The sequence below is a fragment of the Streptomyces sp. NPDC037242 genome (assembly GCF_055604165.1).
The window spans coordinates 120,704-135,236 of sequence record NZ_JBVJUY010000007.1; the positions used below are offsets into that span (position 1 = coordinate 120,704).

12 protein-coding genes and 1 pseudogene are annotated in these 14,533 nt (G+C 73.0%); 9 read left to right on the plus strand and 4 right to left on the minus strand.

Annotated features, from left to right (window positions below):
• Window positions 1–117 precede the first annotated feature (117 nt).
• A pseudogene (locus ACZ7GJ_RS11105) lies at window positions 118–297 on the plus strand (MFS transporter); the annotation flags it as partial.
• Here ACZ7GJ_RS11105 and ACZ7GJ_RS11110 read toward each other — a convergent pair.
• On the minus strand, window positions 251–1,687 hold the full coding sequence (locus tag ACZ7GJ_RS11110) for an amidase (protein ID WP_470750920.1): 1,437 nt from the start codon (window positions 1,685–1,687) through the stop codon (window positions 251–253). The pseudogene ACZ7GJ_RS11105 and the gene ACZ7GJ_RS11110 sit on opposite strands and share 47 nt — an antisense overlap.
• 127 nt (window positions 1,688–1,814) lie before the next feature.
• On the opposite strand from ACZ7GJ_RS11110, the gene ACZ7GJ_RS11115 reads away from it, so the two are divergent.
• Window positions 1,815–2,423, plus strand: a complete 609-nt coding sequence (locus ACZ7GJ_RS11115; RefSeq protein ID WP_470750922.1) for a TetR/AcrR family transcriptional regulator — start codon at window positions 1,815–1,817, stop codon at window positions 2,421–2,423.
• A 27-nt stretch (window positions 2,424–2,450) separates the two neighbouring features.
• Here the strand turns inward: ACZ7GJ_RS11115 and ACZ7GJ_RS11120 are convergent, their stop codons facing one another.
• Window positions 2,451–2,819: a hypothetical protein gene (locus ACZ7GJ_RS11120; RefSeq protein ID WP_470750924.1), complete on the minus strand. Its 369-nt coding sequence runs from the start codon at window positions 2,817–2,819 to the stop codon at window positions 2,451–2,453.
• Between the two features lie 133 nt (window positions 2,820–2,952).
• Window positions 2,953–5,679, minus strand: coding sequence for a glycoside hydrolase family 2 protein (locus ACZ7GJ_RS11125; protein WP_470750925.1), 2,727 nt, complete (start codon window positions 5,677–5,679; stop codon window positions 2,953–2,955).
• 128 nt (window positions 5,680–5,807) lie between these two features.
• Here ACZ7GJ_RS11125 and ACZ7GJ_RS11130 point away from each other — a divergent pair, with 128 nt between their 5' ends.
• From ACZ7GJ_RS11130 to ACZ7GJ_RS11160, 7 genes are all read left to right on the plus strand, one after another.
• A complete protein-coding gene (locus ACZ7GJ_RS11130; RefSeq protein ID WP_470750926.1) occupies window positions 5,808–6,644 on the plus strand; it encodes a hypothetical protein in 837 nt (278 codons plus the stop codon).
• Between the two features lie 32 nt (window positions 6,645–6,676).
• Entirely contained in the window at window positions 6,677–8,560 is a 1,884-nt protein-coding gene (locus tag ACZ7GJ_RS11135; protein WP_470750928.1) for a cellulase family glycosylhydrolase, read from the plus strand.
• A gap of 107 nt (window positions 8,561–8,667) precedes the next feature.
• On the plus strand, window positions 8,668–8,949 hold the full coding sequence (locus tag ACZ7GJ_RS11140; protein ID WP_470750929.1) for a hypothetical protein: 282 nt from the start codon (window positions 8,668–8,670) through the stop codon (window positions 8,947–8,949).
• Window positions 8,950–9,153: 204 nt separating this feature from the next.
• The gene (locus tag ACZ7GJ_RS11145; RefSeq protein WP_365924736.1) at window positions 9,154–9,528 is read left to right on the plus strand and encodes a helix-turn-helix transcriptional regulator; all 375 of its coding nucleotides are present in this window, start codon (window positions 9,154–9,156) and stop codon (window positions 9,526–9,528) included.
• A 36-nt stretch (window positions 9,529–9,564) separates the two neighbouring features.
• A complete protein-coding gene (locus ACZ7GJ_RS11150) occupies window positions 9,565–10,110 on the plus strand; it encodes a hypothetical protein (protein WP_365924738.1) in 546 nt (181 codons plus the stop codon).
• A 14-nt stretch (window positions 10,111–10,124) separates the two neighbouring features.
• Complete coding sequence (locus ACZ7GJ_RS11155; protein ID WP_470750931.1) at window positions 10,125–11,348, plus strand: MAB_1171c family putative transporter; 1,224 nt, start codon at window positions 10,125–10,127, stop codon at window positions 11,346–11,348.
• A complete protein-coding gene (locus ACZ7GJ_RS11160; protein ID WP_470750932.1) occupies window positions 11,345–12,913 on the plus strand; it encodes an amidase in 1,569 nt (522 codons plus the stop codon). The genes ACZ7GJ_RS11155 and ACZ7GJ_RS11160 overlap by 4 nt, the downstream gene beginning before the upstream one ends.
• Before the next feature lie 234 nt (window positions 12,914–13,147).
• Here ACZ7GJ_RS11160 and ACZ7GJ_RS11165 read toward each other — a convergent pair whose 3' ends face one another.
• On the minus strand, window positions 13,148–14,530 hold the full coding sequence (locus ACZ7GJ_RS11165; RefSeq protein WP_470750933.1) for a glycoside hydrolase family 15 protein: 1,383 nt from the start codon (window positions 14,528–14,530) through the stop codon (window positions 13,148–13,150).
• Window positions 14,531–14,533 lie beyond the last annotated feature (3 nt).

Below are 14,533 nucleotides of genomic sequence, written 5' to 3' on the forward strand. Positions count from 1 at the left end.
GGATCCGATTTCCTGTGGGGGTCCTCTGTCTCTGCGGTGGCTTCCCCCCCCCCCCCCCCCCTTCCCCCCCCCCCCCCTCCCCCTCTCCCCCCCCCCCCCCCCCCCCCCCCCCCCCCCGCGGTGGTCTCGACGCTGTTCGTGGTGGCCTACGGCGGCATCTCGGTGCCGGTGATCGGCGTCGGGGTGCTGGCGGATCCGCTCGGCCTGGAGGGCGCGGGACTGGTGTTCATCGCCTGCATGGCCGTCCTGGTCACGATCGCGGCCGGCTACCTGCTGCGCGCGGGTCGATCGGCGTGAGGACACCGAGCCGGTCCTCGACCGCCTGGGCCGCGTCCAGGCACAGGTCCTCCCGGAAGGCGCGGCCGACGATCTGCACCCCGCAGGGCAGCCCGTCGACCACCCCCGTCGGCACGGCCACGGCGGGCACGCCCGCGAAGCTGGTCGCCGTGCACAGGCGCATGCCCGACGCGACCCGGTCCCGGCCCGCCCTGTCGCGCGACTCCAGGCCCGGCTCGACGGGCGGCTCGGTGAAGGACGGGCCGAGCAGGAGCGGGTACTCGTCGAGGAACTCGGCCCACGAGCGGCGGATGTTCATCCAGGTGCCCATCAGCTGCATGACCTCCTCCGCGCTCGCGGGCGGTGTCCGCTCCATCGCCATCCCGATGTAGCGGTCCCCGCCCGGGCCGAGCAGGGTGCGCACCACCGGCCAGTTGGGGGCGAACTCGGTCACGGTGATCCGGTCGTACGCCTCCAGGGCCTCGTCCAGCCTCGGTACGTCCGCCACCGCGCGGACGTCGTACCCCGCGTCGCGCAGGGCGTCGGCCGCGGTTCCGACGGCCGCGCGCACCGCCGGATGGACGCCGTGCCCGCCGGGGTCCGCCACGACCGCGACCTTCACGGGCCCCGGGAGCGGAACTCCGCGTACGGGCACCGGGACGGCCCGCGGATCGCGCGGATCGGCGCCCGCGAGCAACTCGTACGCCAGTCTCAGATCGCCCACGCTCCGGGCCAGCGGGCCGTCGGTCACCAGCATCTGGGAGGCGGGGCCGGGGTCCTGCGGGCCGAGGAAGCGGTGGTCGGCGGCGAAGCGCCCGGTCGTGGGCTTCAGCCCCGCCACACCGCAGAACTGGGCCGGGACGCGGATCGAGCCGCCGGAGTCGTTGCCGAGGCCGAGCGCCGCCATGCCCGTGGCGACGGCCACCGCATCGCCCCCGCTGGTGCCGCCCGGTGTCCGGCTCGGGTCCCACGGGTTGGCCGTGTCGCCGAACAGCTCGCTGCGGGTGTGCATCCCGGCCAGGATCAGGGTGGGTATGTTCGCGTGCCCGATCGGGATGGCCCCGGCGGCGCGCAGCCGCGCCACCGGGGGTGCGTCAGCCGGTGCCACCAGGTCCCGGAAGCGCTTCACGCCGAACGTGGTCGCCGCGCCCTCGACGGCGGTGGTCTCCTTCACCGTGAACGGCACGCCCGCGAGCGGCCCCAGGGCCTCACCGGCGGCCCGCCTGCGGTCGGTCCGCTCCGCGGCCCGGAGCGCACGCTCCGCCAGGAGCTGCGTGACCGCGTTCACCTGCGGATTGACCTCGGAGATGCGCTCAAGGTGGCTCTCGACCAGCTCGACGGCCGACACCTCCGCGGTCCGTACCGCTTCGGCCTGTGCGCCGGCCGTCCTCTGCCACAAGGCGTCCCGCATGGTCCGCACTCTCCCTCGTCCTCGTCGTCGTTCCGATGCGCTTGCATCGAAACCATACCCCGTGAACCGATGCGGGTGCATCGAATAGAATCGGCGCACGACGGACCGCGATCGGAAGGCGACGGACATGCCCAGACAGGTGGACCACGAGGGCCGGCGCCGGCTCATCGCCGAGGCCGTCTGCCACCTCGCCGACGAACGAGGGCTGGAGGGCGTGACCCTGCGCGACGTCGCGGCCCGCGCGGAGGTGTCGATGGGCGCCGTCCAGCGGTGCTTCCGCACCAAGGAGGAGATGCTCGTCTTCGCCCTGGGGCAGATCGGCGAGCGGATCGGCGAGCGCGTACGGGCCCGCCTCGTCAGGAGTCCGGCCCAGTCGGCGGCTTCCGCCGTGGGCCACGCGGCCACCGAGGTGGCACTGCTCAGGGAGGAGCACCGCGCGGAGGCCAGGGTCTGGCTCGCCTTCGTCGCGCAGGCGGCGGTCAGCGAGGTGCTCGCCGAGATTCTGAAGGCGAACTACGCGGCCCTGCAGGAGGCGTTCGCCGAGCTCATTGCGGAAGCCTGCCAGGGCGCCGACCACGTCGTGCCCCTCGATCCGCGACACGAGGCCCGCACCCTCCTCGCCCTGGCCGACGGCCTCACCGCGCACGTCCTCATCGGCCACCTGTCCCCGAAGGAGGCCCAGGGGGTGCTCCACTCACACCTGGCCCGCCTCTGGGACACACCGGACCCCCGGTGAGGTCACCGGGGGTCCGCATGCCTCGGGTCAGGAGACGCGCTTGAGGGTCCACGCGTTGTTGTTGAAGCCGGGGTTCGAGGTGTACACGCAGCTGCCGCTGTAGTACGACGCGGTCTGGACCCAGCCGGCAGGCTGGTACGTGGAGCCGCAGGCCTGGACCACGGTGCCGACGGGCAGGCCGGTGAGCTGCTTTATCTGCTTGATGTTCGGCGTGAAGCTCTGCGTGCCGCAGCTGTTGCTGTAGCCCCAGCTCACGTCGACGTACCCGGTCGGGGTGACCACGCTCGCGCAGGAGGTGGTGACGTCACCGGGCGCGGCCTGGGCGGGCGCGGCGGTCAGGGCGAACATCGCCGCGGCGCCGGCGAGGGCCATACACGTGGTGCGAAGGCGAGTCATGGGTTACGGCTCCTTGTGATCTCGGACGGCCGATCAGGCCGAGGAGCCAATTAGTACGGCTCGAAGATCATTTATGGATAGCGGCTTTCCGGCCTAAAGATCCGGCCTGTCGGCCATGCCCCCATCTCCGCGGTCAGCCGGCCGGGACCGTCACCGTCGGGGTGTTCCACCCGGAGATCCGCAGCCGCGGCTCGGAGCCGTGCAGGTCGCCCGTCCGGTAGGTCGCCGTCAGCGTCGCCGACTCGCCCGGCCAGAGGCTGACCTGGTTGTCGCTCCACCGCACGGGCAGTACGGGCGCGCCCTGCGCCCCCACCAGGTGGACGTCCGTGAGCAGGGCCGGGGCGGCGCCCGCGCCCGTGTGGCGTACGGTCACCGTCGTCGTCGACACCCCCGAGCCGTCCGTGCTCGTCGAAGCCGTCGAGGCGACGGCCGCCCGCCCCATCGAGTTCAGCCCCCTGAGATCGGCGTAGGAGGTGGTGGGCGTGTGGTACCAGTCGGTGTCCGCGTAGTCGAGCACGTCCGCCTCGGTGGAGAGCCAGTAGACGTTGCGGCTCACCTCCCGCCCGGCGCCGTCGGTGAGCAGCAGCCGGGCCAGATGGGTGGTCGACAGGCCGGCGACCGACGCGGGCAGCGTCAGTGCGGTGCTGCTCGCGCCACCGCCCTCGACGCCCAGGCCGCTCACCGTCCGGTCGTACTTCTGCGTGCCGTCGGTGTTGAAGAGCGTCACCCGGGCCGTCAGCCCGGAGGCCGCGGAGGTCCGGTTGTTGACGACGGTCACCGCGCGGTTGTCGTACCCGTACTGGATGTGCAGGGGCTCGTTCGCCTTCTTGGCGCCGAAGTACGCCCCGCCCTGGTCGAGGTACCGGTCCAGCAGCTGCCAGTGCAGCGAGGTCCAGCCGCTGTTGAACATCCAGTAGATGACGCCGGTCGACGGACGGGACGCGTCCTTGGCGTTGCGCGAGTACGCCTCGAACTGCGCGCGCACGTTCTCGTACTGGGCGAGCTGCGCCTTGCGTACGTAGTCCTCCAGCCCCGTCGGGGGACCGTACCGGGCCGCCAGCGCCGCGCCGTACAGCTTGAGCGTCGAGAAGGTGGCCGAGGGGGAGCGGTGGTACTGGGCGGCGGACGGGCTCTTCCACAGGGTCTCCAGCTCGGCCGGGGACATCATGCGGCGCAGCGTGTCGAGGGTCGGGATGTCCGGGCCCGCACTGGTCTCGGAGTTGAAGCCGGTGGCGCCGCCCGCCCGTTTGGCGTACCAGTAGCCGGGCGGGACCCAGTCGTACGGGCCGGTCATCCGCATCCCCGAGCGTCCGGTGATCGGGGCGGAGGAGTCGGAGGCCGCGGGGACCACCGGCGTCCCCCAGTCGGCGGCCTTCAGGGCGTCGACGTACCCCTCCTCGATCTCCTCGTTCGGTGCGAAGTCACTGCCGATCAGGAAGGAGATCACGCTGGGGTGGTGGCGCAGCCGGGCCGCCTCCGCGGCCATCGAGGCCCTGGCGACGGGGTAGTCGGCGGATTCCCACCGCTCACCGGCCTCGGTGCCGTTGACCTCCCCCTCCCACTTGGAGCAGCACTCCCAGCCGGGAAGCGTCAGGATCCCGTACCGGTCGGCGAGGTCGAAGAACTCGTCGGGCTCGATGTGCCCTTCCAGGCGCAGGGTGTTCAGGCCCAGGTCGAGGGCGTACTTCAGCCGGTCCTCGACGTAGGTGCGGTCCCAGCGCAGGAACTCGTCGGGGGACCAGCCGCCGCCCTTGATCAGCAGCGGGCGGCCGTTGATCCGGTACTGCCGGGCGCCGTCGGAGTTCAGCGGCGCCTGCACGTCGCGGATGCCGAAGGACTGGTGGGCGGTGTCGGAGGGCGCGCCGTTCACGGTCGCGGTCAGGTCGAGGCCGTACATCGGCTGCGCGCCCATCGAGGCGGGCCACCACACGCGGGGCGAAGCCAGCCGGAGCCCGGGGTGGTCGGCGGGGGAGAAGACCACGGTCCTGGTCTCGTGGGGGGCCAGGGTGACGCTGCGGCTGACGGTGGCCGGACCCGCCGTGCCCGACACGGTCGTGGTGACGGTGGCCGTCGAGTCGTTGCGCACGCGGGCCTTGACGGTCAGATCGGCCGAGGACATCGACGGCAGGGCCAGGGCGGTCACCACGTGCGCGTCGCGCAGGGCGACCGGCCCGCCGCGGCGCACCGTCACGTCGCGGACGATGCCCATGTTCTCGTCGGGCGGCGGCTGCAGCCAGTCGAGCCAGCCCATCGTGAGCCGCTTGCGCGGATTGTTGGGCTGGATCCGGAAGGCGACCGTGTTGGCGCCCGCCCTGACCAGGGAGGTGACGTCGAGCTCGTGCCGGGTGTACGCGCCGGCGACCGTGCTCGCGGCGGCGGTCCGGCGGCCGTTGACGAAGACGTCGGCGGCGGAGATGACCCCGCTGAAGTCCAGGTACGTACGGGCGGTCGTGTCGGCGACGGTGAAGTCGGCCCGGAACCACCAGGGCACGGTGAAGTCCGCGGCGGGGATCCGCTTCTGCTGCGTGGAGTAGAAGGGATCGGGGTACACCCCGGCCGCGAGCAGCGCCGCGAGGACGGTGGACCGGGAGCCGGCCGGATACCAGCCGGCCGCCGCGTAGCCGGGGCTGGAGACGGCGGCCGCATCGTCCGCGACCTTCGCCGTCGACTGGATCGCGTACGCGGTCAGGGCCGTCGCGCTGCCCGGCGCCGCGGCGACCGCGGTCACCCGCGGCCCGGGAGCCGGAGCCGGCACCGGAGCGGGCGCGGCAGGGGAAGTGCCGGCGGTGAGGGCGAGGACCAGGCCGGCAACGGCCAGGACGGCGGTCCTTCCGTGTACGAGGGCGAGGCGGTGGAACACGGGACCTCCCGCGGGGACGGGGTCGGAGCGGAGCCGAGTCTGCCACCGCGGGGCTCCCGCACGGCGGCGACAGCCCGGAGCCCGAAACCGGTTGTACCGGCCGCCGCCCCGCGCCCTACGCTCGACGGGTGATTTCGATCCTGGTCGCGTGCGTCGTACTGCCCGTCACAGCCCTGCTGTACGGGATGCTCGGCCTGCGCCGCGCCCGCGAAACCCGGTCGTACCGGGACGCGGTCGCACGCAGCGCCGAGCTCGTGCTCGACCCGTACCACCCCGCGGTCGGCCGGATGTGGCACGAGGACGAGACCCAGGCCGCCGCCGCCCGGCTGCTGCTCGACGGGCTGGCCACCGTCAACCGCCGCGGCAACCTGAGCCTCACCGAGGCCGGCGCCGACCCCGCGCACCTGGTCGGGCACCCGCTGCCGGACGCCCTGCTGGCCGCGCTGCGCCGCCGGACCGCGCCCGCGGCCCTGGGCAACGTCGAACTGCGCGACGCCGGCTTCCTCGCCGTCCGGGACGGGTTCCGCTCCGACTGCCGCGCCCTCCTGCCGTTCTGGCCGGTGGATCCCCCGCGCGAGCCCGGCTGCCTGGGCTGTACCGGGATGGTGCTGCTCATCGGGGAGTTCGCGTTCGGCATGGTCGTGGTGCTGGAGCGGGTACCCCGGGGGCCCGTGGAGTGGGTCGCGGCGGTGGCCGCCGGCCTCGCGCTGATCGCCCAGGTCGTCTGGTTCGACGAGGACGCCAAGGATCGGGACCCGGACCGCCGCGACCCGGACCGGCGCGACCCGCTCGCGGAACGGCTGGGCCGGGCGGGCCCGCACCCGGCCCTCGTCGAACTGGGCGCCCGGGACCCCCGGGCCGCGGCCTGGCTGCAGGTCAGCCGCATGCGTACCCGCCGCGGCCGCAACCACGGCCGACCCCGCAACCGGCACACCCCTTTGCCGCAGTGCAGTCGCATTGGTTGACTGTTCATCAGATCCGCATGACAGTACGGGCCATGACGACCCAGACGATGCGTGAAGCGCACGGTTCGGGACGGCGGGCGTGGGCCGCGGTGCTCGTCACCCTCGCCTCGTCCGCCCTCTGCGCGGGAGCTCCCGCCCGCGCTGCCGAGCCCACCCCGTACGACGCTCCGTACGACGCGCGCGCGGCCGAAGTGACCGTCAGCGGTACGCACTTCACCGACGGCTACGGACGCGAGGTCGTCCTGCGCGGCTTCAACGTCTCGGGCGAGACCAAGCTGGCGGAGAACGGCGGCCTGCCCTTCGCCAGCGTCGAGGACGCCCGCAAGTCGGCGCGGGCCCTGCGCGAACTGGGCGGGGCCAACTCCGTGCGGTTCCTGCTGTCATGGGCGGCCGCCGAGCCCGCGCGCGGGCAGGTGGACGAGGCCTACCTGAGCCTGGCGACCGCGCAGATGCGGGAGTTCCTGGCCGTGGGGCTGCGCGTGTACCCCGATTTCCACCAGGACCTCTTCTCCCGCCACATCTTCGACAAGGACAGCTGGTACTCGGGCGACGGCGCACCGCGCTGGGTGGTCCAGGCGGGCGGATACCCGCGGGAGTCCTGCGGAATCTGCGCCCACTGGGGCCAGAACATCACCCAGAACCAGGCCGTCACGAGGGCCATGCGCGACTTCTGGGCCAACCGCAACGGCATCCAGGACGCCTTCCTCGACACCGCTCAGGCCGCCATGGCGTACCTCGCGGCCCATCTCGACGATACGGAGTTCGCCCAGGTCGCCGGCTTCGACCCGTACAACGAGCCCTACGCCGGGCAGTACGCGAGCGGCGAGGACGGCGCCGCCTGGGAGCAGGGCCGGCTCTGGCCCTTCTACGAGAAGTTCCGCGCGCGCATGGACGCGGCGGGCTGGCAGTCCAAGCCCGCGCTCGTCGAGCCGAACATGTTCTGGAACTCCAACCTCTCCTTCATGAAACAGCCCGGCGGCCTCGGCGGCGTGGGGGTCCTGGGGCCGCGGTACGTCTTCAACACGCACTTCTACGACCAGGCCAGGATGTCCGGGTTCTTCAACCTGACCAAGGCGAAGGACGGCGAGTACGCCGCGGACTTCAACGCCGTACGCAACCGGGCCGCAGCCCTCAACGCACCTGCCATCGTCAGCGAGTTCGGCCATCCGCTGACCGGCACTTCGTCGGACAAGGCCCCGTCCGTGCTCAAGGGCCAGTACCAGGCGCTCGACAGCGGTCTCGGCGGCCGCGCCTGGTGGCAGAACCCGGCCGCCGCCGGACCCGTCCTGTCCGCGACCCAGTGGCAGTGGGACATCTACAGCGGCCGCCACCACGAGGCGATGAACGACAACCCGAACAAGATCCGCACCGCGGGCGACGCCTGGAACGAAGAGGACCTGTCCGCCGTACGCCTCGACGACGCCGGCACCCCGGTCCTGCGCCAGGACGCGCGGCTCCTGGACCGCCTGTATCCGAGCGCGGTCGCCGGGCACACCCTCGCGTTCCTCTACGAGGACCGCTCCCGTGACGCGGGCACCGCGATGACGTGGAGCCGGATGCCCGCGGACATGCCCGAGTCGGCCCGACTGGTCGGCACGGAACTGCCGTACGGCGTACTGGTGTGGCGCGGTGGCGCGGGCGCGGGCGCGCCGACGGAACTGCACCTGCCGGCCGGCTTCGACCCCGCGAGCACCACGGTCGTCTCCGACCTCGGCACGGTCACCGGCCCCGGTACGACGGGTGCCATCGCCCTCGTCCCCGAGCCCGGCGGCACGCGTGCCCGCCGGATCGTCCTGTCCGGCGCCGCGGAGGGAGTGCACTTCGCGCTGGTCAGCGCCGCCCCGGCGACGGCGGAGCAGCGCGCGGCCGCAGCGCGGGAACTCAGCAGGTGGGCAGCCGGAGCCGGCCTGGGGTGACTGGTCCATGATGGTCCCGCGCCCCCGGCACGCGCGCCGTGGGCGGAAGGGGCGTAGGCGTGTGGTGGAGACGGGCATAGCGGCGTGGACGGTCCAAGGGACAAGAGGTGCCGGCTGCCGCCCACATGGTGCAACGGTTCCGCAACCCCGGGCAGGACCTCTGGGACGTGGTCGCGGTGGCGGCCACGGACCGGGACGAGGAGATCCGCTGGGCGGCGGGCGGAACGGTGGCCGGGGCCGGTCACGCCGTCGGCGCGCACGCGGACCGGTTCGCCGAGCGCCGGTTCGCAGCGGCCATCGCCGTGCTTCCCGCGGCCGAACTGCTCCCCGTGATCCGCACCGGGCTGCGCCGCGCCCTGACCGGGGCGCTGGAACGCATCGGCGGCTGACCCGGCCGGCAACGGCTCCCGGACGTCAACTATAGTTACGCGCAACGGGCGTCAACTATAGTTACGCCCGATGAAAGGGAGCGGCACGCAGTGGCGGAAACAGAAGACAGGCCCGATGGACCGGACTCACCCCGACCGGTCCCGGTCCCGGTGCCCGGACCCGGGGCATGCTTCAGCGACCGCCTCAACTTCCTGTTCGACCGGGTGCGCCCCCCTGGGGCGGAGGAGTACTCCAACGCGCACGTGGCCCGCACCATCTCCTCGTACGGAGAGGACAGCTACACCCGCTCCCACATCAGCTACCTGCGTGCGGGCAAGCGCACGCCGACCATCACCATGGTCCCGCTCCTCGCCCGCTTCTTCGGCGTCGAGGCCGCCTACTTCGTAGAGGACGAGGTCACCCGGAAGATCGCGACCCAGTTCGAGATCCTGCGCAAGCTGAAGGAGAACGGGGTCGAGCAGATCGCCCTCCGCGCGATGGGCGTGTCCGCCGCCGGCCAGCGCAAGGTCCTGGCCGCACTGGAAGCCGTACGGAAAGAGGAAGGCCTGCCGGCAGACCCCGAAAGGGACCTGCCATGACCGAAGTCCGGCGTCCCGACGAGGAGAGGAAACGCCATGTGGCTCAGCCGTCGTAAGCGCGGATCCGACCGCGAGGCCGACGAGGCCGAGCGCCGCAACCGCGAGTTCGTGGACAGCCTCGGCCTCCCCGCGGTCGACAGCGTCCTGGACCTCGTGCCGTTCATGGAGGAGCGCTTCGGCCGCTCGATCCGGCTCATGCCCTTCGCTTCGGACCCGGCCGACCCCGACTCCCTCGACGCCTCCGCCCCGTGCGGACTGTGGCTCGCCACGGGCGACACCGACTACGTGTTCTACGACACCGCGATCAGCCGCGCGCATGCCGAGGTCATCGTCGGCCACGAGTTCGGGCACATGCTCAGGCGCCACCGCGGCAACACCCCCCTCGGAGCCGGCAACCTCGGCGGCCTGATCACCGACATCGACCCCGCCACGGTCCAGCTCGTCCTCGGCCGGACCCGCTACAACGAGCCCGAGGAGTTCGAAGCCGAACTCCTGGGATCCCTCCTCCAGGAGCACCTGAGCGCAGCGCGCCCGCAGGGCTCCCGGGAAGCCGACCCCATAGCCCGCACGTTGCTGCGCTGACCGAATAGGGACCCGTGAAAGACATACTTCACCCCCTGTGCCTGGCCATCGCCGGTACCGGCTTCCTCATCCTGGTCCGCGACCTGGGCAGGAGCCGCCGCGACCCGGCGCTGGTGGCGCTCGCCTTCACCTACTGCTTCTCCGCGATCAGCTACGCCGTCTCCCTCACCTGGGTCTGGGTCCGCGTCGACGGCGTCTTCGGCGTCCCCAACATCGTGGTGCCGATCGCCCAGGGCTGCGTGATCCTCGTCCTCGCCCTCCAGGCCACCGTCCTGGCGCACTGGTCGAAGCCCCTGGAGGAAGCCCGCCGGCGCAGCCGCCTCCTGCTCCTCGCGGCCGCCGCGGTCATCGCCACCATGGCCGTGCTGTTCGTCCTGCTGACCCCGGCCACCACCCGGCCCACCGACTTCTCCCTCTACTACGCGCACGACCCGGTCTTCCAGGCCTACGTGCTGCTGTACTTCGGCACCTACAGCGCCGCCGAGATCTACCTGGCGCGGTCCTGCTGGAAGTACGCGCGCACCGCCACGGACCGCTCGATCGCCTTCAGCCTGCGCCTGGTCACCGTCGGCGCCGTCATCACCCTCGGCTACAGCGGCATCCGCATCAGCGGCATCATCGGCGCCGAGGTGGGCTTCAGCGTCACCCACCTCAACGACTTCGCCTGGGCGTGCGGGGACATCGGAGCCACCCTCACGCAGATCGGCTACCTCATCCCCGCCGTCGCCCTGCGCGCCGGCAGCGCCCGCGACTGGACCACCGCGCACGTCCGCTACCGGCGCCTGGCACCGCTGTGGCACGCGCTCGACCAGGCCGACCCCGGCATCACGCTGCGCCGCCCCGCCAGCCAGAGCCAGGACGTCCTGCGCGGCCGCAGCGCCCACTTCCCCCTCCTGCGCCGCCGCGTCGAGATCCGCCAGGGCCAGAAGCTGATGCGCCGCTACCTCGACCCGGCGGCCCGGGAGCAGGCCGAGACCCGCCGCCGGGCCGAAGGCCTCACCGGCGTCGAACTCGCCGCGGCCGTCACGGCCGATCAGATCCGCGCCGCCCTCGTTCGGCACGCGGCGGACGATCCCGCGGCCACCCCCGCCGAGTACGCCGACGCGGAGCTGGACCTCGCCACCACGGAGGACGAACTGCTCCACCTCCAGCGCGTCGCATCCCACTTCAGCCCGCCCGCGCCCGAGAACCACGGGGCCGCCGACCGCCGCAGCACCACCACAGGAGCCCGTTCGTGATCCTCCGCCGAACCCTGCTCGTCGCCTGCACGGCCATCGCCGCAGCGGCCTCCATGGCCACCACGCCCGCCGCGGCGCGCTCCCGCGCCGGCGCACCCAAGCCTCCCGGGCCGGACCTGCACCTGGCATCCGCCCGCGAACAGCTCACCGCCCTGCGCCGGCGCACGGTCACCAGCCGGGCCCTGCTGGAGCAGTACCTCCAGCACATCGCCAGGACCAACCCCGCCCTGGGCGCCGTCGCCACCCTCGACGCCGACGGAGCGCGTGCGGCCGCCGACGAGGCCGACCGCCACCTCGCCGCGACGGGCAAGCCGCTCGGCGCGCTCCACGGTCTGCCCGTCACCGTCAAGGACGCCCTCGAAACCAAGGGCCTGCGCACCACCTGCGGTTCGCCCGACCTCACCGACCACGTCCCCGACCGGGACGCGGACGCCGTCGCGCTCCTGCGGGCGGCCGGCGCCGTCATCGTCGGCAAGACGAACGTCCCGGTGATGTGCCAGGACCTCCAGACCTCGAACCCGCTGTTCGGCAGGACGAAGAACCCGCACGACGACACCAGGACCGCAGGCGGATCGTCCGGCGGCCCCGCCGCTGCCGTCGCCGCGGGCATGACCAGCCTCGAAGTCGGCTCCGACCTCGCGGGCTCGCTGCGCCTGCCGGCCGCCTACTGCGGCGTGTACGCCCTGCGCCCAAGCGGCGGCATCGTCCCCACCCGCGGCCACATCCCCCGGCCGCCCGGCTGGCTCACCAGCTCCGACATGCTCACCATCGGCCCTGTCGCGAGGAACGCCGAGGACCTCGACGTCCTCCTGGACGTGCTCGCCGCACCCGCTCCGGCCGACGCCGCCGCCTGGCGCATCGACCTCCCGGCGCCGAGGCGCAGCCGCTTGGCGGACTACCGGATCGGCGTGTGGCAGGACGATGCCTACTGCCACGTGGACGAGAGCACCCGCGAACTCCTGGACCGGGTCGCCGAACTCGTACGGTCCGCCGGCGCCACGGTCGACGGCACCACCAGGCCCGTGAACCTCGCCGACAGCGACAGGCTGTTCCAGCGCCTGATGTACGCCACGGCCGGCGCGACCGCGACCGACGCGGGGTTCGCCGACGACATCGCGGCCGCCGACAAGACCCCCGCCGACAGCCCCGGCGGCCTCTTCCTGCACTCACGCACCATGCGGCACAGGGACTGGCTGCGGGCGAACGAGGACCGCGAGAAGCTGCGCGGCACGTGGGCCGACTACTTCGCGCACCACGACGTCCTCATCACCCCGGCCGCCCCGACCGCGGCCGTCGAGGACCAGACGTCCACCCCGGTGCCCGGCCGGTTCATCACGGTCGACGGGGTGAAGCGTCCGTACTTCGACCAGACGGCATGGCTGAACATGGCCGGGCACGTCGGGCTCCCGGCCCTCGTCATGCCCGCGGGGAAGACCGCCCACGGGCTGCCGCTGGCGATCCAGATCATCGGCCCCCACCTGGCCGACCGCACGGTCGTCGACGTGGCCAAGCACCTGGCACGACGGCTCCCCAAGCCCGTGCGACCGCCCGCGTTCACCGTGTGACCGGGCCCCAATGACCGGGCTCGTTCTGCCTCCACGGGGGTGGGGCGGGGCGAGCCCGCACGGCAGAGGGGCCCCGGGAAGACCCGGGGCCCCTCTGCACAGACATGAAAGGCCCCGGATACCGACGGGGGATGCGGTACCCGAGGCCTGCGATCATCTTAGTCGCCCGAGTCAAGTTTCGGGACGCCCCTTCAAGAACCGCCGAATTTCCCGCAGTTTCCCCTGGTCGCGGCCCTACCCGGCCTGCGGCCGCTGGGCGGAGGGAGGGGTGGGCAGGGGGGCGCCGTCGGCCCCGAGGAGGGCGATGAGGACGATCGCGTCGGTCCAGCCGAGGGGGACGACGGCCTTGGGGCGGCCGTCCGCGCTGACGGTCTCCGGGAGTTCGCCGAGGGTGTTGCGCTTGGACAGCACCCAGTCGATCACATCGCCCGCCTTGGCCCCTTCACCGGTCGCGGACCAGGCGAGCGCGAAGAACGAGGTACTGGCGGTCCAGGTGATGTCTCCCCAGCGGGTGGCGGGGTCGTTGCCCGGGACCAGCCCGCCGTTGGGGCGCAGCAGCGCCTTGTACGTGTCGTCCAGCGCCGCGGGGAGGTCGGCGGGTGCGGTGTTGAACGGCGGCGCCATGAAGGCGACGGCGCTGTCGCGGCCGTGCAGGCCGTCCGCGGTGCGCTGGTAGCCGATCGGGGCGAACCGTCGGGCGATGCCGGCGGACAGGCGCCGGGCGGCGCCGCTCCAACGCGCGGCGTCCTCTGCGCGGCCCAGGCTGCGGGCGAGGTCGGCGGAGGAGTTGAGGCCGGCCAGCAGGGGCGCCGCCGTGCCGATGTTGACCGTGCCGGTGGGGAGTTCCCAGTAGTCGGGTGAGGCGGGCGGCAGGCCGTCGGCGTCCAGGGAGCCGGCCGCGTAGTCGGCCGCCTTGCGGATCGTGGGGTAGAGGGTCTCCAGCCGGCCGTCGCGGTCCGCCGCCGGTGCCGCCCGGTACCACTGCCAGGTGGCCCAGGGCACCCAGCCGTTCGCGTCCAGCTGCCACGGCCGGGCGTCCGGGGGCCCCGAGCCGTCGAGACGGGTCCGGGCCTCCCAGGTTCCGTCCGCCCGCTGAGTCAGGGAGTTGTACCGCAGGATCCTGTACGCCTCCTCGTCGTGGCCGGTGTGCGCGAACGCGGCGGCGGCGAAGCTCGAATCGCGGGGCCAGGAGAAGTCCCAGAACGGGTACCAGGCCGCGGCGAAGGAGCCGTTCGGCTGGAGCAGCGCCCGCATCGACAGCAGCGCGCGCTCCGCGCTCTCACGGCGGACCCCGGGCGCGCCGGGAATCCGGCCCGACGCGAGCCAGGCCCGGGAGGCCGCGACCTGCTCCAGGGCGCCCGCGTCACCGGCCTCCACCACCACGGACTTGGTCGCGCCCGCGGGCAGGTAGCGCCACTTGCCCGACGGCAGGCGCAGCACGTTGCCCCCCGGCACGTAGGACGCGTCGATCGACAGCGACGGGGTGACGGCCTCGGTCGCGACCCCGTTGGAGAGCAGACCCGAGCTGCGCTCCGGCGTGTCGGCAGGTGTGCCCGTACCGCCCAGCAAACCCGCGAGGAGCGTCGCGGACAGTACAACGGACCTCGTGACCGTCATGGT

What these genes read in the sequence shown, in the direction of transcription:
- ACZ7GJ_RS11110 (WP_470750920.1), bottom strand. Translation starts at nt 1,687, where the DNA reads ATGCGGGACGCCTTGTGGCAGAGGACGGCCGGCGCACAGGCCGAAGCG.
- ACZ7GJ_RS11115 (WP_470750922.1), top strand. Translation starts at nt 1,815, where the DNA reads ATGCCCAGACAGGTGGACCACGAGGGCCGGCGCCGGCTCATCGCCGAG.
- ACZ7GJ_RS11120 (WP_470750924.1), bottom strand. Translation starts at nt 2,819, where the DNA reads ATGACTCGCCTTCGCACCACGTGTATGGCCCTCGCCGGCGCCGCGGCG.
- ACZ7GJ_RS11135 (WP_470750928.1), top strand. Translation starts at nt 6,677, where the DNA reads ATGACGACCCAGACGATGCGTGAAGCGCACGGTTCGGGACGGCGGGCG.
- ACZ7GJ_RS11150 (WP_365924738.1), top strand. Translation starts at nt 9,565, where the DNA reads ATGTGGCTCAGCCGTCGTAAGCGCGGATCCGACCGCGAGGCCGACGAG.
- ACZ7GJ_RS11165 (WP_470750933.1), bottom strand. Translation starts at nt 14,530, where the DNA reads ATGACGGTCACGAGGTCCGTTGTACTGTCCGCGACGCTCCTCGCGGGT.